Here is a 26,795-nt window from a genome sequence, read left to right on the forward strand (position 1 = left end):
AAAGGAGATCTCAAATGATAAATTTAATTTATTCCGATTGGATAAAAATAAGAAAACACCCACAACAAATTACATTTTTCATCTTAGCACTTTGTCCGATTATATATTCAATGATTATGTATACTAAATTCGTGGTAGGAGAGTATAATCATGGTTTGGATAATTCCTGGATGGGCGTATGGATGTTTATATCTTTTTTCTATGTTGGTTTTTTTCTCCCGGTCATTTCAGGGATGGTAACAGCCTTCTTGTGTCAGTTTGAAAACAAAACAAATTGGAAAATAATGCATCTATCTCCAAATACTAATTTTAAAATTGTTTTATCTAAATTTGTATCTAGTGTGTTATTATTTTCTGCAATACACTTAATAGTTTTAATGAGCTTGTATGTATCAGGAATGTATTTTGATTTTACAGATCCATTTCCTTTAGAATTTATGATTAAAGTATTTTTAATTTCTGTTGTTGCGACATTTCCTCTTATAATAGTGCAACTCCTATTATTCTTATTTATAAAAACATCTATCACTTTTACATTTGTTAATATAATCCTATCTTTAATCGGCTTATTTCTTTTTTCAGAAGCAAAGTGGGGATTTGGATATTTATGGTCTTTACCATTCAAGTCTATAGAATTAGTTGATCAAGATATATTATCTATTGCTATATTATTGGTATCAATAGTTGCATTTACCATAGGTATGATTTTAATTACAGTACGTTATGTAAAATCATTGAGAAAGACAGTATAGAAAGAGAAATCGCCCTTAGAGGGGCCTGATAGTATCACAGTTAGGTAAACAACAAAAAAAGAGTCCATCTGATATGATGGACTCTTTTTTTGCTGTTTATCTGGAGATTTTTTATGGCGAAAAAAGGCCAATCTTTTCAAATATATACAGAAGAATTGACACTCCTACCTCTAAAGGGGCAAGCTGGCTAACGCCAGTAGGATTCTTGCTACCAAAGGCGACGTTCATTTCTGATACGTGCAAGATTGCCATCACTCTCACGACAGACCATATAGGCTCGTGAGCTAAGATACTATGACTATATCGTACAGCTAGTTGAGTGTTCAAATGTTTTAGGGTCTTGTTCTGGTCTATTGTTGAGTTATACCCCAAAAAAACAAGTGCTTTTCTATGAAAAAACGATACTTTCATCCCATGCCTAAAGGCGGAATAAAGTTCTGCATGGGCTTTCCCTTATCGCGAAATCTGTAAAGGGAAGCAAACATATCTACCTTTTTTGTTTTGGATCTAGTGTTACTTCTTCTATGTTTAACTCATCTTATTACAAAACTACTTTAAGTTGCTTACTATGTTTATTAATACTTCCCCTAACACTATTTTAGGACATGTAACGAAACTTATATCGAAAAAGCTATTTTCTATGAGATTTGTATATAAGCTGTTTTTCAGGTTCTTGTGCAAAGATAAAATGAAAACCAGAAAAAATTCATCCATCAATTGTTTGGACTGGTAGCATAAGATACGATTCCGTTAGGAATATATGCGCTTTATTCTCTTTTATTTTATTTTTGTACCAGAACCCTCAAAACTCCATAACACGAGTTGAATTGAGAATCAAATTACATCTAATTTGATTCATAACAGATTGGCGTCATAGACTACCGAATAAAAACACAGGGTTTTATCTCTGTGTTTCTTCAAATTTTCGTTTTTGAATATATGCTTGAGCATGAATAATTTCTTCCTGAAGTTCTTTTAATTCTTTCATAGATTCTGATTCAATAGTCATGTAAGTAGTAACTAAACTAATCATCATATCCATCTTCTCTACTATATTTTGAATGACCTGTTCAGATTGCTCTTTTTTAGGGTGTTGTATTGCTGTTAATACATCTTCCATATAATTGTTCTTTCTTTGCTGGATATCATAAATAAACTGTTTTGTGTTTGAGTTCAGTTGTTTTTCCTCCGTTTTAGATATATTTCTATTCTATCATATTTAAATAGAAAATATTGGATTCCCCTAAATTTACACCAGTCTCATACATTTTCTCAATTATACAAACTAATTCCTTAACGTACAGGGAACTAATCGAAACGTTTCAATTTTGTGTCTAAACGTACATTATCAAGACCTAAATTTATAAATGCTTAAAATTAAAAAATTGGCTGTTGTCCCAAACGAAAAAGATGAGCTGAATTCTTGTGAAAAACCGTAAAAGGTTGGAATTCTCGTTTTGGGGACACTCAAAATATTAGCTTGATGGGCATGGGGTAGCACCACATCGCTATCAAGCTAATAAAAAGAAATACCCTCAAAATGAAAAAAATACGTTATTCTTTCTGTAGAATCATAGGAAAGGATGGCGTTTTTTTGCTTTATAGATAGTGCAAAACCTTAGCTTGATAGTGATGGGGTACCGCCGGTTCTGGTGCAAAAAATCTATAAAACTTGGACATACTGATATTACTACTCTAGAAAAGGTGTGTGATCAGTATGAAAAAGGAAAATTTGTTCAAATGGAAGCATTATCAGCCTGAACTAATATTGTTAACGGTAAGATGGTACCTACGGTATAATCTCAGTTTTCTTGATTTGGTGGAAATGATGAAGGAACGGGGCTTATCTATTTCTCATACCACGATTATGCGTTGGGTTCATCAGTATGGCCCGGAATTGGACAAACGAATTCGTCGTCACCTCAAGCAAACCAATGACTCTTGGAGAGTTGATGAAACATATATAAAAGTTAAAGGGCAATGGATGTACCTGTACCGTGCTGTTGATTCGAAAGGAAACACAATCGATTTTTGTCTAAGTAAAACAAGAGACCGAAAGGCTGCAAAGCGCTTTTTCAAGAAAGCTTTGCGGTCTTTTCATGTATCAAAGCCACGTGTGATAACAGTCGATAAGAATCCGGCTTATCCTATAGCAATTGAACTGTTGAAAAAAGAAAAAAGCATACCTGATGGTATGCAACTTAGACAACAAAAGTACTTGAATAATATAGTAGAACAAGATCATCGCTTTATAAAGAAGCGTATCCGTTCTATGCTAGGGCTCAAATCTTTTGACACAGCTATATCCATTCTTTCTGGAGTAGAAGCCATGCATATGATTAAAAAAGAACAGATTAATTTACGGAACCAGTCTATCCAAAATCAGAAAGAATTCGTCCATCAATTGTTTGGACTTGTAGCATAAGATACGATTCCGTTAGGAATATATATGCTTTATTCTCTTTTACTTTATTTTTGCACCAGAACCACATATATCGCTGTAATTCTTTAGAAAATAATTGTGGTTCAACAGAAATCGATAGATTCATACAAAAACACCTTGCTATCTATAATAATTTTACAAAAAGAATAGCTTTTTATATTTAAAGTGGGCTTACACAGAAATACAACATATGTACACTTGTATAAAACCGGAATAAGGGAGAAGAACTATTAATTAGAACTTTATATTAAATTTTAATTTAACGTAAATAACAATTGTAAGAATCTAAATTTTTTATTTATATATCTATCAAGAAAGAGTTTTTATATACCAATTAAAGTAGAATTCGAATTATGTATTTTTTACATAATAAAATCAAATATTAAACGAATAATATATAGTGTTTAAAACCGTTGGGTAAAAGAATAAAAGTTCAGCAATGCAAAACTGCTGAACTTTTATTCTTTATTCTTTCCTATTCTTCCTAAACTATCTTTAATAGTTGTTTCCCCAAGTTGAGTGTATAACAAAGCTGTATCTTGACTGGTATGCCCAAGTTGCTGCATCACTTGTAATGAATCTTTTTCTTCCATATATAATTTATTTGCCAATGTATGTCTTAATTTATGAGGAGACATTCTTTTACCAAAGGCTTTAGTATATTTTTCTACTATATCTTGGATAGCCCTAACAGAAAGCGGCTGTGCAGTATGTTTATACTTCGATAAGAATACATTTTGTAATTCTTTCTCTGGAGCATATTTGTTATCTCTAATGTCCATATATTTTTCAAGATCATTTAATGCAATTGGGGTAATCCAAACGGAATCTTCTTTGTTTCCTTTTCGGATTACATCAATTAGTCTTTCTTTTAAGTTTATATCTTCCATACGAAGATCGGCCAATTCACTTACACGAATACCACTACCTAGAAAGAGAGAGAGGATAGCTACATCACGCTCTTTATCTCTTAAGAAATAGAACAACTGATGTTTTGTTAAAGATTTTTCATGTTCGTACTTTACGTAATCCAAAAACTCTTGATCATCATCATTATGAAATATTTTAGATCTCATACGTTTTGCACGGGCATTTAATGTTTCTTTATCTTTATGTATTTCAATCTTAGCCATTACATTTCTATAAAAATAACATTCTCCATCATCATTCTCTGATAGAGAGGTAAGGTACTTAAATAAAGACTTTAACGCTGAAATTTTTCTGTTAACAGAGGAATTCTGCATGTTTTGTTGTAGTTTTAAAAACCTCATAAAGTTCTCAACATCTTTTTTCTTTAAATTTTCCAAATCAGAGAAGGATATGTCTTTAATCGGCTTAAATTCAATAATTTGTTCAGATAGTAGCCAATTAAAGAAGACTCTAAAATCATATACATAATTCAGTAGAGTGGAGGGAGAGGCATCATGCAATTCTTTGTACTCCACAAATTCTTCTATGTAAAAGGGCATTTCATTTAAATTCTCGTATAATTTCTTACGATGTACGGATTTTTGACGTTGCTTGCTGTAATCCATAAAAATCACCTCATATATACTATAACAGAAAAAAGATACGAACACAAGTTCGCGTTAAATTCAATTTTTACACAGACTTATTTACATAATAAAATTATGTTATACAAAAATGCATGTAAATTTTGAATGGGATAATGTAGGTACTCTAATATTAACTATAGACAATCAGGCTTTAAATCTGTATTACGCTATAAAAACAGGTACAAAAACTACATATAACTGTATATAAAATAAAACTAATTTAATGTATTAAATCATACGGAATGTACAAAAAAGTGTTTTCAAGTCGTTATAAAATGTGAATTGTTTAGTTTAATTATGGTTTATCAGGAGTTTAGGTCAACATAAGAAAAACTCGCGCAAATTAAAATGATATTTATTATAAAGGTTCTTTGTAAACAAATCAGCATTTGATTATTTTTATATAAAATATGAATTATATGGCTTTAAAACAATACACTAAAATCATGGATATAGGCTTTAAATCCCTAGATGCTGTATTAGATTTTTATATAACTCTGTTATTGTTCGTAAAATTGGTATTTCGTGCGAAGTTGTTAAGTGCTACTCCTAATCGTTCTAATAAAGCTTTTGATAATTTCGCCATCCCTACACCTCTATTAATTCTATAGTTAAGATAATTATATCAAGGGAAACCCTCTTAATCTATTTCGCAATACAAAATATCCCAAACAATTATCTTAAATGCGAGTATCTTTTTTACTCGCTAATTTGAATTATTTCAAAAATGTACTTTTAAGTAATTTCACACCCCAAATGGTAATGTTATAAATTCCAGTTGGATTTATTCATATAGTTGTGTTACTATTCATCAGGATATTTTCATCTTAGAAAAACCACTTTTGGAGGAATTATGGATAAACAAAACAAAAAACTATTTTTACTTGCAATCATTCAAATAACTTCGCCCATCTTACTACCAATAATTGTACCTGTTCTACTTATGGTAGAAATGAAAAAAGTACTTCCAAATGAGATTCAATAAGATGCCACGTTTTTCTTTCTGCGCTTTCTTTTGCGTCTTCTCCAAATAATCTACATACTTCGTATTGGGCAGATAAATATAGGCAACGCGCGCCAATCCCCTTTCCACAAGCATTCGATTTAACAGTTGTCCATCTATCCACACGTAAGCCACTAATCTTTTAAATTTATCACGTTCCCCTACATCCATTTCTAACTCTACTTCATTTCCCACTGGCGCATACTTTGCGGTAAATGCTGCTCCTTCTAATCCAAATGGTTGGAGTCCTAATCTTGGATGATGTACTTCAGGTGTATCAATACATAGAAATCTCACAACTTCTACCTTATCGTTTGCTAACGTCACTTGAAACGTATCACCGTCGATATGTTCCAGTATCGTAGATTTTATGATTCTATTAGCGTTTTGTTTCTTACTTCCCCAGTTACTGGCTTTAACGCGTGCTCGACTAATTCTGGATGCTGTAGTTTACCCGTATACTCTTCTTTTTTTACAGGTACAGACGCTGTTTCATAACCATCCTGTTCCTTCTTATTTTGCTTTGTTTCGCTTCCTTTCTGCTGATCTATCTCCGCTACATTTCTTGTAACGGGATTTCCAGTGTTATCATTGAACCTACACCCTGTTACCAATCCTATAGCAACACACATGATAGAAATGCACCAGAAAAATTTCTTCATCTTATTCCTCCCTCTCTTCTTGTTTTTCTTCCTCTACATCATAACGAGATTGGAATCATTGTTTGAAAAACTATCGATTTCTATGGTATGGATCGGATTTGCTCTTCATTACTTAGCTAGAATCTCCTACGATTACATACGTGATTTTTATGATACGTATGCAGGATTCCCTCTTACATATACCGAAACTCCAAGAGAGAGACATTCCACTAATTACCATACCTATTTTTTACCATCGCATATCGGAGGTTAAAACATGAATAAAAAAAAGAAGTTACAAAAAGCAGCACTTTCCTTTACTCTACTCTTTTCTTTAAGCGTTTCATCATTTCCACTTACAACAGCTATTCACGCTGATACTCAAGGGGAACAAACTGCAGAAAAGAAACTAGTCTCTTTAACTGAGCGTACCTCATTATTTTTTGACTATCTCCAGCAAGGTAAGTATGCAGAGGCACTCCAGTTGACGTCTGCTGCTTTTCAATCCAAGTTTACAGCAAGTACTTTTCAAAACTGGTGGACACAAAGTGGCGGGAGCGGGATTAAAAATATGGGAACGCCTGTAATAAAAGAGCGGAATTTGGTCCACCAAACGGTTGAAATTCCAGGAACTATCGAAGGAGCTACTATTCCATTACTCCTTAAATTCACGCCTGGCGGCAAAGTAGATGAAGTTGGAGTAAGAACGACACCCGAGAAATCTTATACTATCCCGCACCCTAGCTACGATCAACCTGATTCCTATCACGAACGTGAAATTGTCATTGGAAATTCTACATACCCATTACCAGCCACATTAACGGTTCCAAAACATAAACCTGGCGAAAAGGTGCCAGTTGTTGTTCTTGTTCACGGATCTGGTCCGCATGATCGTGATAGTACATTTATGGGGACCAAAATCTTACGAGACCTTGCGGCCGGCCTTTCATCCAATGGGATCGCAGTGTTACGTTATGAGAAACGCTCCTTAGAACACGGTTTTAAAATGAGCGCAGAACCTACTACATTAGACCGTGATACTACAGATGATGCCATATATGCAGCAAAATCAGCAGCGCAGCAGGAAGTCATTGACCCAGATAACATTTTTATTCTCGGACATAGCCAAGGAGCTGGCACAATGCCGCGTATACTAAGCAAAGCACCATCTTCATTAGTTCGAGGAAGTATTTTAATGGCGCCACCTGCACGTCCTTTTACTGACATGCTCCTTGATCAGTATCAGTACCTTGGGGCACCTAAAGAATATATAGATGAACTAAAAAAACAATTTGCCTATATTGAGGATCCTACCTTTGATCCTGATTACCCACCAGCTGGTTACAATTATCTTTCTCCACATTTCATGTATGATGTGACTCGTTGGCGACCAGTTGAGGAGGCGAAATCACGAAAAGAGCCATTACTGATTCTGCAAGGCGCACGGGATTATCAAGTAACAGTAAAAGATGAATATATAAAATGGAAAGAAGGGCTTTCAAGTCACAGTAATGTTCAGTTCAAAGAATATCCGAAATTGAATCATTTCTTCACGGAGGGTGAAGGAGAATTAAGTCGTCCTAGTGAATACGAAGTCCCTGCCAATGTTCCCGCGTATGTCATCCAGGACATTGTTACATGGGTTAATAAGACAAAGAAATAAGAAAATAACAAAAGCCATCATGCAATCATCATTGCGTGATGGCTTTTGTGAAACTAATAATTGTATCCACGTGATACTGGCATATCTATTATTCTTTTTATTGTTTCAACAAAACAAAATAGATGCCACCTCTTTTGAGAGAAATAGCATCTTCTTTATAGATGGGACTAAATTATTAATTGTAAAAACTATTGTTTACACATTATGAACGTGTAAATTGTAGAATTAACAACTTAGAATTCTTCACATCTTCATCACTGTCTAAAATATATCCAATTTCATCATTTTTTCGGTCGGAAGTATGCTGACTAATTTGGAAACTACCTGGTGATTTTTTTGTAACCCAAGTTTTATAGATTTTTTGCACCAGAACCAAAAGGAGTGTATAGAGGAAGATTGAAGAAATACACGGATAAACACCCAGGTATGAATCATGCGATTGAATTACGGGAGCACACCACTAAAACAGTGAAAGAAATATGCCGAATTACAAGTGTGAGTCAGGCCGCCCTGTATCATAGATTAAAAGAACTTGAATAAATTTCTTTTTTGATTTGTAATTAAACCCCAGATTGTCCCCTCATACCCAGAATCGTTTCCGTCCCCCTATTAAGTTGATGGGCATGGGGTACAGCCGAGATACGTGTAAAAACAGGTCATAGGCTTTCTTTTTTCAACTATGATCTATTGAGCTTATAGAGGAATCGTTTCTTCTATTGGTTGGGGGATTTTTTGTGAAAAGTAAAAAAAAGTTGAATACTTTTTGTATCAAGTACTCAACTCTTTTCAATTTTAAGCTCTTTATTTTTGAATCAAAAATGCATTTTTGTAAGTATAAGCACCACCAAATTGATGCTTTTCAATTCCTTTTACATAATCCTTTTGCACATATGCTTTACCAGTATGATAAAGGGGAGCAACAGCATCATCTTCTAACAACACTCTCTCTGCTTCTAGTAAATAATCCCATCTCTTCTGTTGATCTAATACAACTTCATTTTTAGCTTTACTTATAAGATCATCATAACTCGAATTTGAATACTTCATTTTATTATTTGGATTATCTGTCGTAAATAATTCTAAAAAACTAATTGGATCTTTATAATCAGGTGCCCAACCTACCATAGAGATTTCATACTGCCCTGTTTGTTCAAGCTGCAATTTTTGTTTAAATGGCTGTTGCTTGATCTGTATTGTTAAACCCTGTAAATGTTTTTCAAGTTCGCCTTTTATATACTCTGCTATAATTCTTTCATTATCTTGCTCAAATGTTAGAAGCTCAAGTGTGACACTTTCTATACCAAGTTCTTTTTTGGCATCTTCCCAAGTTTGTTTAGCCTTTTGTAAATCATACAAAACAAGAGAACCATTTTCCTTTCGAAAATCTTTTTGAGTTGCTTCATTCGTATATCCTGCTGGTATAAGACCTTCTGCAGGTGTTGCTCCAGTACTGCCAAAATGATTTACTATCTCCTCTTTATTTAGTGCTAAAGAAATAGATTGTCTGATTTTTTTATTTGCTAATGTAGTGTTCTTTTCATTAAAACGTAACATAGCTATTCCAGCTTCTTTTTTCATATGTAATTCTTTGTTGTCCTTATATTGCTCAAAATGTTTTGCAGTAATTGGAGCACGATCAATACTACCCGATTCATATAAATTTATTGCCGTCATTGTATCTTTTACAATATTAAAATCTATTGCCTCTAGCTTTACTTGTTTCTTATCCCAATATCTATTATTTTTCTTCAATTGAAATTCTTGTCCATGCTTCCACTTTTCTAACACAAATGGCCCATTATATATAAGATTCTCCGGTTCTAAAGCATAACTACTTCCTTTTTCTTTCACAAACGATTCATGCTGAGGTAAATAAATAGGTAGTGCTAATAATTGCAATAAATATGGAACAGGCTGTTCCAATTCCACTTCTAGCGTATAATCATCTATTGCTTTTACTCCTAACTGATCTGCACCAACTATACCTTTGTTTATTTCTTTGGCATTTTTTATATAAAATAACATGTATGCATATTGAGATGCTGTTTCAGGACTTAATGTCCGTTTCCAAGCAAAAGCAAAATCATGTGCAGTTACCATTTCACCATTTGACCATTTAGCATCTTTTCTCAAATGAAATGTATATTTTTTCCCATCCTTACTTCTCTCAAATGACTTTGCTACACCAGGAATAGGATTATCTTTATTATCCAGTACATATAATCCTTCAAATATATTTTGCATAATATGTGATGACGTACCATCCATCGCTTTTGCCGTATCTAGTGACGGAATTTCTTCCGGTATCGTTAAGTTTAATACCTGTTTTTGACTTCCAGTTTCAGTTTTATTAGTTTTATTACTACAAGCTGAAAAAATTAAGGAAATGATAATTGTAAATACTAGTAAACTAATCTTTTTCTGTTTCATAAATTTTCTCCCAAAATCCAATAAATTTTATAATTAGATATACATTATACCAGAAATATCATACCAAATTATTGAAATTCCATTAAATACTTTTTCGTTTGGGACAACAGCCAATTTTTTTATTTTAAGCATTTATAAATTTAGGTCTTGATAATGTACGTTTAGACACAAAATTGAAACGTTTCGATTAGTTCCCTGTACGTTAAGGAATTAGTTTGTATAATTGAGAAAATGTATGAGACTGGTGTAAATTTAGGGGAATCCAATATTTTCTATTTAAATATGATAGAATAGAAATATATCTAAAACGGAGGAAAAACAACTGAACTCAAACACAAAACAGTTTATTTATGATATCCAGCAAAGAAAGAACAATTATATGGAAGATGTATTAACAGCAATACAACACCCTAAAAAAGAGCAATCTGAACAGGTCATTCAAAATATAGTAGAGAAGATGGATATGATGATTAGTTTAGTTACTACTTACATGACTATTGAATCAGAATCTATGAAAGAATTAAAAGAACTTCAGGAAGAAATTATTCATGCTCAAGCATATATTCAAAAACGAAAATTTGAAGAAACACAGAGATAAAACCCTGTGTTTTTATTCGGTAGTCTATGACGCCAATCTGTTATGAATCAAATTAGATGTAATTTGATTCTCAATTCAACTCGTGTTATGGAGTTTTGAGAATCCCTTAGCGTATAAAAATGTTAAAATGTGCGTCCTCCCCTATAAACAATTAATCTTTTTTCAAAACGGTTAAACTTTATTTCAAATCCACACCCAATTAGGACGCAGTAATCAATGTTTCTATGATTTCGCTTGTGCCGTTTGTATAGCGAACAACTGAATATACGCAATTTATGTGGCGACGATATGGCGCTTTGTGACGCTGACAAATAAAAAAAGACGGGGGCGCGAAACCCCCGGGCTAATTCAGTATCAAACCACGATCTTAATCTTCGGTCTAACTTTGATTGCAATCAATCTTTGCGCTATCGTGTCCCGTTAGTGCAATACCTTTGTAATATGTTTCACCACGTTGTTTGTAACAAAGTTAACGACTCTCATTCGAACGATTCAGCGATTTCATGCACGTTACCAAACGGATCAACGAAAGCAGCATATCGCCCTTGAGTAGGTTTATCATGCAAAAATTGAATACCCTTTTCCTTCATTTCCTTATAAGTTTGCTCAACAGATACGACCTCTAACACCAAAACTGTTCTAGCCTCGTTTGAATAATCTCCAATTTCTTTGGTCTTTTCACACTTAAAAGCTATAAGCTGACAGCCGTCAAGGGCAAATACAAGCTTATTTTCTTGCTCTAACAATGTTTGCAAACCCAACAATTCAGAATAAAACCATCTCGCCTTTGTCATGTCATTGACGAAAATCATTATATGTCCTAGTTTCATAAGGCTATGCTGCCCCTTCACTTTTTTAAAGATACCATTTTTTATGGTTCATGCAGAATCTTTGCTAATGATTATTTGAAGTATTCGCGAATTAATTAACATATCCTGCCCGTATCCATCTTATTTTTTATAAACACATTTACGCCATAGCCACTCTAATGACCCATATTGAAAGAATTTAGTCCACAAGATGCTACTAATACCTTGAAAGATGCATATTCCTATTCCAATAAACAATACCTAAGTTCGGTTTCAGTCTTCGATTGCTTGGTAGACCGTGGTCCAGAAGTCTTGGATAAGATGCGATGGGTCCGGAGTGGACATCCCAACCTGGGTGAACAGGATTCCAGTAAACTGTTTGTCTGGATCAGCGTAAGCTGCAGTGCCGGTTCCGCCATCCCAGCCGAATTGACCGATAGACGCGTAGTCTCCAAGATAGGTACGCACCGCCATCCCAAAGCCCCAGCCGCCTTGTATCCCTTGTCCAAACGACAAATGGACGTTGTTTTTGGCCAAATCGTCTCGGTATACTTGTTGTTCAGAAGTAAGACGGTTGGTGGTCATCAGCTGGACTGCAGGTCGGGACAGGATCCGTTTGGTTCCGTGCATCCCTTTGTTCAACAGCATCTGCAAATACGCGTGATAATCGTCGACGGTTGCGAGCAGCCCACCACCACCTGCTTGGAATGCTGGAGGTTTGCTGTAACGTCCGCCTGCACCCTCATCCCACACGATGAACTCACCTGTCTGCGGATCGGGGTTGAAGGCAGGTGGAAGCCGGTCAATCTTGAGCTCAGGCACGTAGAAGCCAGTGTCCTTCATTCCCAGTGGATCGAAGATGCGTTCGCGCAGGAACGACTCGAATGTCTGACCCGTTACCCTGGCAACAAGCACGCCGAGCACTTCAATACTGATATGATACTGCCACCGCTCTCCGGGCTGGTAGCTTAGCGGAAGTGCACCTAGGCGACACATAAACTCATCTGGATCGGGCATATCCTGCCCTGGCGTGTCGAATATCCCACTCTCGAAGAACGCGTTCATGATCGGAGAACCCATCAACGTGAGATCCACTCCGAGCCCGAATGTGGAGGTCAACAGGTCTCGTACAGTGATAGGACGCCGTGCTGGGACGGTCTCTTCCAGCGGACCATCGGGCCGTTTCAACACCTGCCGGTCGGCGAGTTCGGGCAGCCATTTGTCTACTGGGTCGTCCAAATGCAGTTTGCACTCGTCGAGCAGAACCATTACCGGTGAGACTGCAATCGGCTTGCTAGTGGACGCCAATCGAAAGATCGTGTCCCGACGCATTGGTGCGCCACCATCATGCCTCATTGTTCCAAGCGCTTCGACGTGCGTCTCGCCGTTTCGGCTGACTAAGGCGACGAGCCCAGGAATCTTTCCAGAATCGACATGCTGCGCCAGTACATTGCGCATTTTGCGCAATCCTGTTTCAGAAAAGCCTTTATTGTTTTGTCCCATTTTGTTCTCCTTTAGTTTAGATTGAGATTTCTAATACATATTGGCAATCAATTATTAGTTCTTCAAATAGAAAAATTCCCCTGTTTAATAATTTCGACAAAATGTATTTATGTATATGGGGTCACCATACATCACTATCAACCTAAGATAAATTTATATCCATAATTCACAGAAAACGTTATTCTTTTTGTAGAAATATACAGAAAGGATGGCGTTTTTTTATGGGTCTTTTGATTCTTGACGAACTTCAACCGATTGCCGAAGAATTACAACGACATATGTCTCCTCGTGTTCTAGAACACCTAGCTAAAGAAAAAGGATTCGTTCAGCGAAAGAGTAAATATCAAGCAAAGGAGTTAGTTGCTTTATGTGTATGGCTTAGCCAACAGGTTGCAAGTACATCACTCACACAATTATGTAGCCATCTTGAAGTATCTTCGGGTGTTCTTATCAGCCCTGAAGGACTTAACAAACGATTTAATGCTTCCGCAGTACAGTTGCTAGAACAAGTTCTAGCTAATCTTCTAACTCAAAGAATTCATTCAACAAAAGAAATAATTCATCAATATACCACGAGCTTTAAACACATTCGGATTCTAGATTCTACAACATTTCAGCTTCCAGATAAGTTTTCTTCACAGTATCAAGGTTCAGGTGGAAGTAGCCATACGGCAGGAGTCAAAATTCAATTAGAGTATGACCTATTGAGTGGGAAGTTCCTGCACGTTTATGTAGGAGAAGGAAGAGAAAATGATAAAACCTTTGGTTCAACAAGCCTACAAACCATTCGACCCAAAGACTTGTATATAAGAGATTTAGGCTATTTCGACCTACATGACTTACAGAAGATCGATGATAAAGGAGCTTATTATGTCTCACGTTTGAAATTAAATTCTCGAATCTATCGTAAGAATGATAAGCCAGAGTATTTTCGAAATGGGACCGTCAAGAAAGGGACACTCTATATTCAGTTAGATATGAAAGAACTCATGAATCAATTGTCCCCTGGCCAAACAATGGAGATTTCAGAGGCATACATTGGACAGTATCAAAAATTACCAGCTCGTGTTATTATTCATCGATTAACAAAAGAACAAACAGAGAAAAGGTTGAAGGAACAAGCCAAAAAAGAGAAGAAGAAAGGTATTACTTACAAAGAACGAAGTAAACGATTGAGTGGGATCAACGTGTATATTACGAATCTTTCTACAGAAAATGTTCCAACGGAACATATCCATGACTTGTATTCATTACGCTGGCAAATTGAAATTTTGTTCAAAACATGGAAATCTTTTTTTCAAATTGACAGGTGCAAAGAAATTAAGAAAGAACGCTTAGAATGCCATTTATATGGGCAACTCATTAGTATTTTACTCTGTTCATCGACGATGTTCAAAATGCGTCAGTTACTCTTGGATAAGAAAAAGAAAGAGTTAAGTGAATACAAATCCATCTATATGATAAAGAATTATTATCTAATGTTTTATGAGGGACTACAGAAGGGCATCCATGAATTATTAAAAGTTTTACTGCGTTTGTTTTACCTTTTAGAGAAAAACGGGAGAAAATCTCACCGGTACGAAGAGAAAACCGTCTTTGATATCTTAGGTGTTGTGTATGATTATATGTTGTCAAAAAGTTTCAAGGTTGCATAAAATTTTTTTAAATGCCTAGTTAATAGGTTTATTTGTTATGCCTATCTTTAGTACAGTCGTAGAAATTTAAAGGAATAATCCACACATATACCCTCTTAGCACCCTAAAGTTGATGGCGATGTGGTGGGACCCCATGCCCATCAAGTTAAAATCTCATACCACCCCCAGAACGAAAATTTTGTGCATTTTGCTCGTATTTATTGTTTGGGGATAACTCGTTCTTTTAGCTTGATGGAGATGTGGCGATACCCTATGCCCATCAAACTAAAGAATCAAAATCTCCCTATAATGAAATTGCTATTCATTATTGACTACTGATAATGAGACGTTATGTTAACCTTACATGTATAGAACATACATTTTTAAAAAAGTAAAGACACTGGTACAAGAAACAGATTCTTTTTTTACATTTAATATACTAAATGCAAAAAAGGAGCTTGATTATTCATGTCATCAAAAAATAGAAAGTGTTTCAATCCTCATGAATTTCCTTATTCATTATTTCCTTGTGCATTTCCTTGTGCAGTTCCAGAGCCTATAAAACCAATAGACCCTACCAAATTTGATTATATCGTGATTGGCGCTGGAACTGCTGGAGGAGTAATTGCCAAAGAATTAACGGATGACAAAAGTACTTCTGTACTAGTGCTTGAAGCAGGAACAAATATGACGAATGAGCTAAGTAACCCTAGCGTTCTTGCCGCCATTAATACAACCCGCGGTAACAGGTTTAGCTTTAATGTTACTTCTGAACTAGAGTCAACTATTGCACGTACACTTATTGCAACACATGGTCGCGCCATAGGGGGAAGCTCAGAAATTAGTGACATGTACGCCGTACGTGGGAGTAAAGAGTTGTATAACCAGTGGGCAAGTCTTGTTGGTAATCAATGGAGTTACGACAAGATTAGCTCCTTATTTGTAAAAAATGAAACCTATACAGGATCGACACAAGACCCTAATGAACGAGGAACACAAGGGCCGATCTTTATTAGGCAACAGAGTATTCCCCCTAATGGATTGATTAATACGTTAGTTCAAGCAACAAACACTGTATTGGGAACACCGATTGCTGTGGACTATAATACCGGCATAAGGGATTGTACATTTTATAAAACGCAAATTATTCAAAAAGAGGTTAGCCCCGGTCAATTTGTCCGATCCTCAACGGCAACAGGTTATTTAAATGACCATATTGTCAGTCAAGGAAACCAGTTCCATCCAGATGAATTTGGAGTTGATGGAAGAAAGTTGGTTATTTTAACTAAAACAACCGTTAACAAAATCTTATTTAAGAAAAAAGATGGATTGAACATTGCGGTTGGTGTTGAATTTGTGAAAGATGGTATTTCACATAGAAGATTTGCAAGAAAAGGCATTATCGTCTCTGCAGGATTTTTTTCCTCACTCATTCTACAACGTTCAGGAATCGGTAAATCGGATGATTTGGCTAAAGCAGGTATACCAACATTGATAGAGAGTCCAAATGTGGGTCACAATCTTCAAACTCAGGGTTATGTTGGATTGGGGGTTGAGATAGATACCTCCCAAATTCTTCCGATATTTTTTGCTGATCCAAACTTTCCACTAATTCTAGGTGCTTTCCAAGCAGAGAATCCAATGAATCTACTAGAAAGTCGTCGTCTCCAACTGATAGGGGCTCCTCTCCCATTTTTTCTCCCTGCTTCAGATGTGATTAGCAATGGTTGGAGTTTAGATTTAACTTTCCAAACCACTCCAAGTATCATGAGTTTCGGTATTGTAGACGTGAATACAAAAAGCAGGGGTGCAGTGCTAGTGGAACATAGCGATCCAGAGGCTTATCCATCCCTTAACTTCAACCCGTTGGAAGATCCTAATGACCTAACGTATATGGTCGATCAATATAAGAGAATTTATAATATTATTGTAGAGGCTAGAGATCCACTGAAATACCCAAATAACGGCATCGGGAAAGTTGTATATCCTCCAGAGAGTATATTCCAGCTACCTGATAACGATCCTAACAAACAAAGGCAGCTTGAGAATTATGTCAAAGCCTCTTACACGAACTTCTCTATAGGCGGGCAGTGTCGGATGGGACAGACGATTCAAGAAGGGGTTGTCGATGGATTCCTCAATGTGTTTGGTACCAAAAATCTTAAGGTTGCCGATCTGTCTATTTCGCCTATTTTACCGGATGGTCAGCCGTCCGCCGCTGCTCAGATGATCGGGCTAAATGCGGTACGGTTTATAAAAGAGGATCCCTCCTCATATGTAATGACAGATTATGAACTTGAAGATTATGAAAATTAGATTAAAAAAACATAAATTAAATATTTATTCATTGGTTTTATTCTTATTTTTTGATCTAAATTTTGCTTTTGGGCTAGAATGCTGGCTTGCTTTGCGGGGACGAACCCCATCGTTATCAAACTAATAAAAAGAAATATCTTCAAAATGAAAAAAATACGTTATTCTTTCTGTAGAATCCTAGGAAAGGATGGCGTTTTTTGTATGTCTATTTCTGTGTCTGACGAATTACAACTATTTGCTCAAGAGATTCAAAGTTTTTTATCTCCAAATACCTTACGCGATCTTGCTAGAGATGTTGGTTTTGTACAACGAACCAGTAAGTACCAAGCAAAAGATTTAATAGCTTTATGTGTATGGATGAGCCAAAATGTAGCTATGACTTCTTTAACTCAGTTATCTAGCTGTTTAGAAGCATCAACAGCAGTACTCATCAGTCCTGAGGGACTGAATCAACGATTTAATAAGGCGGCCGTCCAACTTTTACAACACCTACTAGCCGAACTACTAAACAAAAAATTGGCCGCATCTATGCCGATTTCTTCTCCATACACTTCTGTTTTTAAGCGTATTCGTATTTTAGATTCAACTGCATTTCAACTCCCAGATGTATTTTCATCGGTTTATCCAGGTGCAGGAGGATGCAGCCATACAGCTGGGATAAAAATTCAACTTGAGTATGATTTGTTAAGTGGACAGTTCCTACAGATTCATACAGGTCCAGGTAAACAACATGATCGCACTTACGGCTCTCTGTGTGCCCCAACTGTGACGGCGAATGATTTATGTATCCGAGATTTAGGTTATTTTCATTTAAAAGACCTTCAATATATACAAGATAAAGAGGCCTACTATATCTCTCGTATCAAGTCGAATACACGTATTTATCAAAATAATCCTAACCCTGATTATTTTCAAGATGGAAGAATTAAGAAAGGTACAGAGTATATACAGATAGATATGGAGACGGTAATGAACTCTCTTCAACCAGGACAAACATGTGAAATAGCTGATGCTTATGTAGGGATGATTGATAAAGTGCCAGCTCGTGTAATTGTTCATCGATTAACAAAACAACAGCAACAAAAACGATTACAAGATCAAGCTGTAAGAGAAAAAAAGAAAGGAATGAAGTATTCTCCTCGTAGTAAACGACTCAGTGGTATCAATGTATATATGACAAACACCCCTACAGATATTGTCCCGATGGGACAGGTACATGACTGGTATTCTTTGCGTTGGCAAATCGAAATTTTATTTAAAACGTGGAAGTCATTCTTTCAAATTCATCATTGTAAAAAGATAAAACCAGAACGATTGGAGTGCCATTTATATGGTCAATTGATTGCCATTCTACTCTGTTCTTCTATCATGTTTCAAATGCGCCAATTGCTCCTCATGAAGAAAAAACGAGAGCTTAGTGAGTATAAAGCCATATATATGATTAAAGACTATTTTCTTCTTCTATTCCAAACTATACAAAAAAACACCCAAGAGCTATCAAAGGTGTTACTTCGCCTGTTCAATCTCCTACAGCAAAACGGGCGGAAATCTCATCGATATGAGAAAAAAACGGTCTTTGATATATTAGGTGTCGTTTACAATTGTACCATGTCTGATAATCAAGCCGCTTAATTCAAAAAAGTGAAACCCGTTAGGGTTTATTTCGTATGCAAATCTTTCAATCATCTACACTTGCCCTTTAGAAAAAAGAAACAATCTCGCCTAAAATTGACTTTGCATAAGCTTAGCTTGATAGCGATGTGGTGGGACCCCTAAAAACCAACAATGGAAATAAAATATATATTATGACCCGTTTTTACATGTATCTCGACTGAACCTCTAATCCAGCTTATAATACGTTTTTACACGTATCTTGGCCGAATCCTTAGTTCCATTGCTACACAGCTCTCTCTTCAAGAAGGAATGATTTTCCCCTTAACGTAGGAAAATCGGCTTTTTATCTTCCATAAAATGTCTTAGCGTGGGTTTTATGTCATTTGGTTGGCGGGACCCCTTCATGAAGTAATCAGTAAGCTTTTCATTTTCTTTTTCACGCAATTGCTTATTTTCTTCTTCAAGCTCTTTATTCTTTTTCTCTAACTTTTCAATTCTTCTTTTAAGAGAAGCGATGACGGCATTTTGATTGTTCTCGTCCCGTTTAATCCTAGAGTCCACAAATGCTTTTTCTTGTTGATTTCGCAAGAAATTGATGCGTTCTTTGAGCTCTGTATGGTTATACAGTGTGGCTTTACTCACTCCGGCTTCTTCTGCCACACTATTGAAGTTAATTGCTTTAGATCTCTTGGTTAGACGTTTTATAGCTTCCTCAACCTTCTAGGTAATTATTGATATTAAAGAAGACGCTACTGGGCTATTCATGTTCCTTATCCCCCCTTCGAGAGGATGATCATTAAACAACAACGTTCGATATAGCTTGCTTGTAAATAAGTTTTTGCTTACCATCAACCATCATAAGTACAGTAAAGCGTTCCATTGCAACAAGTCTCTCACTGATTAAAGTTTCATTCTATTCCATTCACAAGGTACTATACAATATCCTTTTTTTGATGTCATATAGTTTTTTATCTTTCAGTTTCTTTTTTACGTTGTTGCTGCTGTCTTTGGTGCTCTTGTCTTTTTATTTCCACTTCTTTTTCTTTTCCTAAACTTCCATAAAGTAAATTTCGTTCTTTTGTCATTAATGACAACTTATAATGCAATTCAGCTTCATCAGTTATATCATAATTCTTTTTTAGATAGTTCATATCACTTTTGGCAACATCATACTTTTTAAATTCATGATAATGTTCTTGTTTAAATGCCATTTTATTTTCAGCCTTTTTATACGCCACAATTAAAGGATGACTCTTTTTATAAGTTCGAAAACAGCCCTTCATTTTATTCAATCTAAAAATCTCATTATCAATTCCTAAAAGTTGCTTTTCAAAGCTGTCAATTAACGCTTCCTTATTTGCTTCAATTTCTTCAAGTTCCGAAATCGAAACATTGAGTTTATATAGCTTAGAGCTTAATTCATTTAAGTAATTAATATTTTGTTTAGTAGCCCACCTTTGAAGTCCCTTATTATTTTTAAATTTTTCTTGTGATTTATCTATCCATTGTCTGTTAATTATACTTGTTTTGATTGGTGAATAACCTTTATTTTCCATTCTGTATTTGATCGAAGATTCAAGGTAATTAAATCCCATTGTTTTAGTGCGCATAAACTTCCCTGACTTCGGATTCTTAAACGATAGATATTTTCCTTGTTTATGCTCATATCCTTCTCTTTGCATTAATCCTAAAAACTCATCAAACGAATTTGATCTTGATATGCTTTTATCAATTGTTTCCTCTAAATTTCCTTTGAAGGATTTCTTCTTTGATCTAGCTACATACTCGTTAAAAGCTAAATATTTTTTTCTCCCCTTTCTTCCTTCTTCAATTATTGACAAACCATACTTTTCGGAGATTTTATCATTTTCTTCTCGTAATCTTTCTAAAGTATTTACACGCTTTGAATCAAACATTTTTAATTTATTAAAATCAATATCATTGAAAATAATATGATTGTGTAAATTATCTGTTTCTGTATGTGTAATGACTGTATATTGATGATTGCCCTTCAGATAATTATCAGCAAATTCTACTCCATATTGATGAACTTTTTCTGGTGTTAAATTATCATCACTGTCAAACGATTGTATTATCATCCTTGCACTCATGTTTTTATCACTTTTATTCTTTTCATTGTAGTCAACTAAAACACTTTTAAAATCCCTATCTATCGTTTCTATAGAACACTCGTAAGATGTAACTAATTCTTCGTTTGTTTTATGGGCTTGAAAGCTGTAATTAATGACAGCTTTCAAGTCTTTGACTTTTTGTATTTTTACAATAGACATTGTAATCAATCCCTACCTAATAAATTTCATATTCATCTAATATATCTTTCAGTTCAAACCAATCATCATCTTCAAAAACATTATCAAGTTTAGATAACTTAAATTTCAATTTCTGCGCAAAAATAAAAATGCTATCGGCCAATTTTATTAATTGATTCTCATCTAACTTATATAGCGTATCTCCATATAAATATTGCCAAACATATTCTGTTACTTCTTTATCTTGTTCAGGCGAGTTTTCTATACATTCTATGATATAAATAAAATCTTCTTTTATCTTTTCGTACACTTCTTCTAATACTAATTTTTTTGGTATCTGTATTTGATTTTCAGTTAACGATTGTATTAATTTTTCCTTTTGTTTTTTACTCAAGCTATCACTATTAAACTTGGTTTTTAAATCAATTAACCTGTCATACTCGGTATTTATTAAATTGATGATTTTTTTCTGATTAACTCTAAGAAAATCAATATCGCTATCAGTGTAAATTCCGTCTGTATTGATCCTTCTAATTAAGCTGTTTATATTCTTACCAATATAGTTTATTTCTTTAGTTAAATCCCTATAAGCTTTCATATCAACTTCAAGTTTAAAATGTGTTCTTGCACTATCAATAAGAAAAGCTGAAACATTTTTATATCCTAATTCAATTGCTTTATTTTTTATATAATCTTTTTCCTCATGCTCTAAAGACATTTGCAAATATGTTGTTCTTCTTTTGGCCATAATACACACTCCTTTTTTTAAAAAAATCGAGCGAAGCGACAACAAATATATAAGCAATTTTGCAAAAAATAGCTTATATATATTTGTAAAGGTCGTAGGAATCTCCTACCAAGTCAAAAACGTAGTTTTTGGGGTTTATCATGACAAACCCGTAGCTTGCCCTTTTGCTAAACTCAATATATTCTTCTCAAAATTATATAGTGTAGTTAAATCATTTATAAGGAAGTTGGCATGTAAATGGTGACTATAGATGAAAATACAAAAGTGTCTTATTAAAAAATGTTTTAGACTATAGAAAAAAGTATTAGACTGTTGAAAAATAGTTATAGACTGAAAAGGTGTTTTCTGTACATGAAAGTACTTTTCGCTCACATAAAAAGTCTCGCAAAACATTTAAAAATTCATTTCATAGTTCATGATCTAGTCTAATACTTTATTTTAATTAATTGTCATGTATCTTCGTGCCCTCTAATAACAAGACTAAATCTTTGTAATCGTATAACATCCTTTTATATATTCATATTTCTGTTTATCTCTTGAGGAACTTTGCAACAGAACCATCTTGTCTTAACTGGAGGGAGATGAATAGATAATATTAGCCTACTTGAACTGTTAGGCGAATAATCATTTCATTTATAAAATTAAAAAACAGCGGATTCACTACTTTAAGATCTACATAATCCCCTTTTCCTTTGCTCTCTCATAAAGAACCGTACGGCTTACACCAGTGACTTCACATATCTTCTTTACTGTGTATCCATTCTCTTCACGATTAGCAAGCAGCTCTAAAGCATGCTCCATTTTAGGGTTTTTATCACCGTACTTTTTAGGTCTTCCCTTATAAACACCACGTTCTTTAGCAAGGTCTATACCTTCTCTTTGACGCATCTTAAGTAAATCCCTTTCTAACTGGTTAACACCAGCCATTACAGTGAGTAGAAAAGTACTGTATGGATTATCACTCGTAGTATCAAGCCATGTATCTTTTATAGATTTAATTGAAGCTCCTTTACTCTTAATAACCTCAATTAGTTCAAATAAATCCTTTGTGCTACGACTAATACGAGTTAAATCAGTAACAACAATCGTGTCACCTTCTTTTAAACTATCGAGCATCAATTGTAGTTCTTCTCTGTTTGTTGTTGCTCCGCTTGTTTTCTCTTCATACACATGATCACATCCATAATCATTTAGCTGTTTCAACTGCCTAGCTAAATTTTGTTCTTGTGTAGAAACACGAGCATAACCAATTATCATAATATCTTCCCCTTCGTCCGTTAACGTGTTCGGAAATTAATTCTAAGTACATAACACCATTTATTTTCCGTATATGTAAACAGGACGTTGAGAAGTATGATAAATCCGTTCACTCTTTTACGTCCGTATAGGGTAGACCTAAACAGGACATTTAACTATCTCTATTTTTGTTCGTTGTGTTCGTTTGTTTTGTTAGGGGGAAAATAAAAAAACAATTAAATAGATTAATTGTTTTTCCAATGCAAAATCTTTATTTTTATTTTTTTAAAGTAGCCTATGATATTTGAAAAAATGAGTTCCCCTAATGCAAGTGGTATATAGATGAACCATATCTTTAATATTGCTTTTGTTTCTCTATGATCAGAATCCCCCATCCAAATCACCTTATCCCCTTTATTTATCTATATTTTCATTTTAATTCCAATAACAAGAAGATTATACCACTTAAAGTGCTAATAGTATTTATTTTTTGAAATTTACAAAACCTTCACTCCTTACCTTACCTTTCCTTAACAACAAACAAGACGCCACCCAGATCACGGCAGCGCCTACGATAATTGCTATACACTTCATCAAACTCATTTATTCTCATATTATTTATTTCTTTGCTTCCATACCCCATTCTCTTTATGATAAGTATTCTTGCCATTCATGAAGTCAGCTGTATTACCAGGAATGCTATATTTCTTATTCTTTTTCTTAGCCTTCTTCTTCAGCCTTTTCTCCTCTTGAACAGCTTGCAAATCCGCCTTCCATTGTTTCAACAAATCCTTTTCACGTCGCATCGAATTTGTACCCCTTGGATTAAAATGCAAACCAAATAACTAGATTCTACCAATTTATATAGATATCCTTTAATCCAAATGTCCATTTTGTTCAAAATAAAAAAAGCACCCGTTTCCGCGAGCGCTCCTTTTAAGGGATTGTGAGATTCCCCATTAACGAAAGTTAATGTTACTAAAATTAATGAGGTACAAGCAGTATATGCTTGTCCTATTCAAATAGTGCATAGAAAGAGAGCATCCACATCAGTAGATGCCCAAATGTGTAGGAGTTTTCAATGAGTATTGAATAGGACCTGAGAGAGGTTGTCCTACACTTCAATATATGCTTGTCCTTATCATAATGTGCAATAAAAAAAGCACCCTCGTCCAGGCGCCAAGAGATACATATACGTTGAGGTAACTAACACACTAGAAAAGACCCTTCCATATCATTGTATGATTATCGATTATCTTTATACCTAGAACACTCTTTAAATACGTTTAATGTGTAATTTCTATATAACAAAGAAAAAAGTACCCGTTATGGATGCTTGGTTAGCCTAAAAAGACAGTTGTTGCAGTTTTTATAGCGAGTGCCTTCATTACTTCAAATGGGATATTCCCACCTTTTTCTGCAATAGTTTGTTTCAATTTATTCCATACTGTATCATTTTTTATTGCATCTAAGAACTCATGTCCATCCCATGTTAATGTGCTATGAATCCACATAGGAGAGTTATCAGCATAGAATATTTTATTTTCTGTAAAACCTGCTTGTTCTAATAAATTCAAGTGATAAACTGCTACCTTTCTATCAATATCAGATGGAATATTCAATTCCTTGCTATTATCATCTTGTTCTTCAATAAGTACCAGTAATTTTCTAACTAATTCCATATCTCTTTTCATGTTCATATCCCCTTTTTAATTCATTTTTCTCTCTTTCTATATATTGTAGCATTTTATGTTAATTGAGAAAAAAACAAAAAACCATCACCGAAGTGACAGCTTTCAAGGGGATGGAAGAAAAGAGCGAAAACAAATGGCAAAGTTTCTCTTCATTCAAGATTGAGGTGAGGTACTCTCAACCTTCTCCAAATCACCGCATCAATAGTATGGCTACACGCCTCGTGTCGGTGACTGGGAGAAGACAAGGAATTTTCTCGTTTATACTCCGTGGAGTCGGCTACTTAATGTCATTTTCACCAATTTCGTTTACACAACGATTAGGAATATCTTTTAATCTATAAGACGCATATGTTTTTTCCGGCGCCTTATTTGAACCAACACATTTTCAGAGGGACGGAAGAGGAATGTTTCCGCTGTATTGGCTCAAACAAAGAGCGGAAGCTCCCTGCTCGTTTAGACTTATATTTTTAAAACGCTACAGTTCATCCAATCGAACGAACCATCACCACATTTGTAAAACAATCCATCTCGAAATCAAGATCTTTAAAGTAGTTTCCGCTACCTCTCAGTAATAATAGTGTATGACCTATATATCAAGAACAGTGTGTCATCGTTGTGGCATGATTGTGGCTTCTTTTCATTCTGCTACTTACTCTTCTAATATGGTCATAGCTATAACCTAGCTCACTAGCAACCTGTTTTAAATTGAATCCCATCACATCACGCAAATAAATAATTTGTTGTTCTAACCCTTTTTTTTGCTCATAATAAACTGAGCTTCCCCCATTAATACTTTCTTATCAGCAATACATTGTTTTAATCGTTCTGACTTCTCCATGATACGATCATGACGACCTGCAATTTCATCTAATGCTAATGGGATTTGTCCGCCTGTTACACGGTCCTTGCTGTAATCAGTTACTCCGTTAAACTTAGGCGCATTCATATGCATGTTTTTCATCAGGTATTTATGCTCTAACTTCAGGTCCTTTAATTCAATCTCCATTAATTCAATTTCTTCTCCTAAGTTCTGATAAATGTTTGTCATGGTAAATCCCCCTATTTCAAATTTATGTTTTTACATTCACATTAGGTACGTGAAATTTTACTATCTCATTGTTGAATAAGGGAACGATGACTAACAGCTCCCACCACACTGTTAGTCATTATTCCGTTATCCATTAAGCCTTTAATAACTTTCGTTTCTTGTTGTTCATTTTCTCTTTCGCTGCTTCTATATTATTTGCTACCCTTTTATGGTCCTGATCTATCTGAATCATGCCATCTAACACCCCTGGAATTAATCCTGTCTCATCGATGTACTGTAAGTAATCGACTGGCGCTCGTTCAGTCCAATCTACCAAGTATCCATAAATATCAAAGTCTGCTCTTGGTATCGACTTCTTGCCTTTTGGTTGTTGGGACATCCTTACATAAGATTGAATGACTGATAGTGGTACTGCGAATACTGACTTGTCCTTGCTAAATCCAATAAGGAAGAAGCAAATCGCTCCCATCTTCTCTGCTTTCTCCAGGTAATCCAATTGGTGCTGCGCAATGTTCTTTAAATCAAATCGTGTAGCATTCTCTGTAGATTTCGCTTCAAAGGCGATTGCTCGTCCCTTATACACACCGTCATAGTCTACTGTACTTTTAGCTTCATAGAATCCATTTAGTACTCGTCCACCTTTACTCTTTAATACCTTTACAGGAGTCGGACGCTTATTTATAAGCGCTACTCCCCCTCTTTGATACATCTCATTCGCTAGATTGATAAGTATTTCAAATGCCATTCCACGGTTTCCTAGTCCCATTGTTATTCCTCGCTTCCTACTTGTAAATTTCTATTTCAATTGAATATGCAATATTTCATATTTTTATTATT

At 35.0% G+C, this 26,795-nt stretch carries 22 protein-coding genes and 3 pseudogenes; 8 read left to right on the forward strand and 17 right to left on the reverse strand.

What is annotated here, in order from left to right:
- Window positions 1–14: 14 nt before the first annotated feature.
- Window positions 15–752 (forward strand): ABC transporter permease, encoded by a 738-nt coding sequence (locus tag NSQ47_RS25960; protein WP_097906123.1) that lies wholly within the window; start codon window positions 15–17, stop codon window positions 750–752.
- A gap of 901 nt (window positions 753–1,653) precedes the next feature.
- On the opposite strand, the gene NSQ47_RS25965 is transcribed toward NSQ47_RS25960, so the two are convergent.
- Complete coding sequence (locus NSQ47_RS25965) at window positions 1,654–1,929, reverse strand: hypothetical protein (protein WP_042973048.1); 276 nt, start codon at window positions 1,927–1,929, stop codon at window positions 1,654–1,656.
- 540 nt (window positions 1,930–2,469) lie between these two features.
- On the opposite strand from NSQ47_RS25965, the gene NSQ47_RS25970 reads away from it, so the two are divergent.
- On the forward strand, window positions 2,470–3,177 hold the full coding sequence (locus NSQ47_RS25970) for an IS6 family transposase (protein ID WP_341038479.1): 708 nt from the start codon (window positions 2,470–2,472) through the stop codon (window positions 3,175–3,177).
- A gap of 476 nt (window positions 3,178–3,653) precedes the next feature.
- Here NSQ47_RS25970 and xerS read toward each other — a convergent pair whose 3' ends face one another.
- From xerS to NSQ47_RS25985, 3 genes are all read right to left on the reverse strand, one after another.
- On the reverse strand, window positions 3,654–4,730 hold the full coding sequence (gene xerS / locus NSQ47_RS25975; protein WP_215582831.1) for a tyrosine recombinase XerS: 1,077 nt from the start codon (window positions 4,728–4,730) through the stop codon (window positions 3,654–3,656).
- Between the two features lie 958 nt (window positions 4,731–5,688).
- Window positions 5,689–6,081, reverse strand: a complete 393-nt coding sequence (locus NSQ47_RS25980; RefSeq protein WP_341038532.1) for a thermonuclease family protein — start codon at window positions 6,079–6,081, stop codon at window positions 5,689–5,691.
- Window positions 6,082–6,122: 41 nt separating this feature from the next.
- Window positions 6,123–6,416, reverse strand: a complete 294-nt coding sequence (locus NSQ47_RS25985; RefSeq protein ID WP_341038534.1) for a hypothetical protein — start codon at window positions 6,414–6,416, stop codon at window positions 6,123–6,125.
- 256 nt (window positions 6,417–6,672) lie between these two features.
- Between NSQ47_RS25985 and NSQ47_RS25990 the strand changes: the two genes are divergently transcribed.
- Together NSQ47_RS25990 and NSQ47_RS25995 are read left to right on the forward strand one after the other, a co-directional pair.
- Window positions 6,673–8,058 carry an alpha/beta hydrolase family protein gene (locus tag NSQ47_RS25990; RefSeq protein ID WP_341038536.1) on the forward strand — a complete coding sequence of 462 codons (1,386 nt, stop codon included), beginning with the start codon at window positions 6,673–6,675 and terminating at the stop codon, window positions 8,056–8,058.
- Window positions 8,059–8,454: 396 nt separating this feature from the next.
- Complete coding sequence (locus NSQ47_RS25995; RefSeq protein WP_240515103.1) at window positions 8,455–8,598, forward strand: ArsR family transcriptional regulator; 144 nt, start codon at window positions 8,455–8,457, stop codon at window positions 8,596–8,598.
- Window positions 8,599–8,859: 261 nt separating this feature from the next.
- On the opposite strand, the gene NSQ47_RS26000 is transcribed toward NSQ47_RS25995, so the two are convergent.
- On the reverse strand, window positions 8,860–10,488 hold the full coding sequence (locus tag NSQ47_RS26000) for a peptide ABC transporter substrate-binding protein (protein WP_341038539.1): 1,629 nt from the start codon (window positions 10,486–10,488) through the stop codon (window positions 8,860–8,862).
- Between the two features lie 322 nt (window positions 10,489–10,810).
- Here NSQ47_RS26000 and NSQ47_RS26005 point away from each other — a divergent pair, with 322 nt between their 5' ends.
- Window positions 10,811–11,086 (forward strand): hypothetical protein, encoded by a 276-nt coding sequence (locus tag NSQ47_RS26005; RefSeq protein ID WP_042973048.1) that lies wholly within the window; start codon window positions 10,811–10,813, stop codon window positions 11,084–11,086.
- A 479-nt stretch (window positions 11,087–11,565) separates the two neighbouring features.
- Here the strand turns inward: NSQ47_RS26005 and NSQ47_RS26010 are convergent, their stop codons facing one another.
- The 3 genes from NSQ47_RS26010 to NSQ47_RS26020 form a co-directional block, all read right to left on the reverse strand.
- On the reverse strand, window positions 11,566–11,916 hold the full coding sequence (locus NSQ47_RS26010) for a VOC family protein (RefSeq protein ID WP_341038540.1): 351 nt from the start codon (window positions 11,914–11,916) through the stop codon (window positions 11,566–11,568).
- A gap of 120 nt (window positions 11,917–12,036) precedes the next feature.
- Window positions 12,037–12,153 (reverse strand): DUF418 domain-containing protein, encoded by a 117-nt coding sequence (locus tag NSQ47_RS26015; RefSeq protein ID WP_199710746.1) that lies wholly within the window; start codon window positions 12,151–12,153, stop codon window positions 12,037–12,039.
- A 15-nt stretch (window positions 12,154–12,168) separates the two neighbouring features.
- Entirely contained in the window at window positions 12,169–13,398 is a 1,230-nt protein-coding gene (locus tag NSQ47_RS26020) for a serine hydrolase domain-containing protein (RefSeq protein ID WP_341038542.1), read from the reverse strand.
- Window positions 13,399–13,619: 221 nt separating this feature from the next.
- Between NSQ47_RS26020 and NSQ47_RS26025 the strand changes: the two genes are divergently transcribed.
- The 3 genes from NSQ47_RS26025 (at window position 13,620) to NSQ47_RS26035 (ending at window position 18,980) form a co-directional block, all read left to right on the forward strand.
- Window positions 13,620–15,053, forward strand: a complete 1,434-nt coding sequence (locus NSQ47_RS26025; RefSeq protein WP_341038543.1) for an IS4 family transposase — start codon at window positions 13,620–13,622, stop codon at window positions 15,051–15,053.
- 447 nt (window positions 15,054–15,500) lie between these two features.
- On the forward strand, window positions 15,501–17,348 hold the full coding sequence (locus tag NSQ47_RS26030; RefSeq protein ID WP_341038545.1) for a GMC family oxidoreductase: 1,848 nt from the start codon (window positions 15,501–15,503) through the stop codon (window positions 17,346–17,348).
- A gap of 201 nt (window positions 17,349–17,549) precedes the next feature.
- The gene (locus tag NSQ47_RS26035) at window positions 17,550–18,980 is read left to right on the forward strand and encodes an IS4 family transposase (protein WP_341038547.1); all 1,431 of its coding nucleotides are present in this window, start codon (window positions 17,550–17,552) and stop codon (window positions 18,978–18,980) included.
- 381 nt (window positions 18,981–19,361) lie between these two features.
- Here the strand turns inward: NSQ47_RS26035 and NSQ47_RS26040 are convergent.
- The 9 genes and pseudogenes from NSQ47_RS26040 to NSQ47_RS26080 all read right to left on the reverse strand — a co-directional run.
- Window positions 19,362–19,682: pseudogene (locus NSQ47_RS26040) on the reverse strand (DUF6262 family protein); the annotation flags it as partial.
- Window positions 19,683–19,758: 76 nt separating this feature from the next.
- Window positions 19,759–19,851 (reverse strand): annotated as a pseudogene (locus tag NSQ47_RS26045) (RNA chaperone Hfq); the annotation flags it as partial.
- Window positions 19,852–19,930: 79 nt separating this feature from the next.
- Window positions 19,931–21,253 (reverse strand): relaxase/mobilization nuclease domain-containing protein, encoded by a 1,323-nt coding sequence (locus tag NSQ47_RS26050; protein ID WP_341038549.1) that lies wholly within the window; start codon window positions 21,251–21,253, stop codon window positions 19,931–19,933.
- A gap of 16 nt (window positions 21,254–21,269) precedes the next feature.
- The gene (locus tag NSQ47_RS26055; RefSeq protein ID WP_341038550.1) at window positions 21,270–21,980 is read right to left on the reverse strand and encodes a hypothetical protein; all 711 of its coding nucleotides are present in this window, start codon (window positions 21,978–21,980) and stop codon (window positions 21,270–21,272) included.
- Between the two features lie 672 nt (window positions 21,981–22,652).
- Window positions 22,653–23,237: a recombinase family protein gene (locus tag NSQ47_RS26060; protein ID WP_341038552.1), complete on the reverse strand. Its 585-nt coding sequence runs from the start codon at window positions 23,235–23,237 to the stop codon at window positions 22,653–22,655.
- 593 nt (window positions 23,238–23,830) lie between these two features.
- Window positions 23,831–24,022: a hypothetical protein gene (locus NSQ47_RS26065; RefSeq protein ID WP_242309262.1), complete on the reverse strand. Its 192-nt coding sequence runs from the start codon at window positions 24,020–24,022 to the stop codon at window positions 23,831–23,833.
- A gap of 534 nt (window positions 24,023–24,556) precedes the next feature.
- The gene (locus NSQ47_RS26070) at window positions 24,557–24,910 is read right to left on the reverse strand and encodes a DUF2513 domain-containing protein (RefSeq protein ID WP_341038554.1); all 354 of its coding nucleotides are present in this window, start codon (window positions 24,908–24,910) and stop codon (window positions 24,557–24,559) included.
- Between the two features lie 593 nt (window positions 24,911–25,503).
- Window positions 25,504–25,958: pseudogene (locus NSQ47_RS26075) on the reverse strand (hypothetical protein).
- 133 nt (window positions 25,959–26,091) lie between these two features.
- Window positions 26,092–26,724, reverse strand: coding sequence for a Holliday junction resolvase RecU (locus NSQ47_RS26080; RefSeq protein ID WP_341038556.1), 633 nt, complete (start codon window positions 26,722–26,724; stop codon window positions 26,092–26,094).
- Between the last annotated feature and the right edge of the window lie 71 nt (window positions 26,725–26,795).

Source organism: Bacillus sp. FSL R10-2780 (genome assembly GCF_038006125.1).
Classification (GTDB): domain Bacteria; phylum Bacillota; class Bacilli; order Bacillales; family Bacillaceae_G; genus Bacillus_A; species Bacillus_A cereus_U.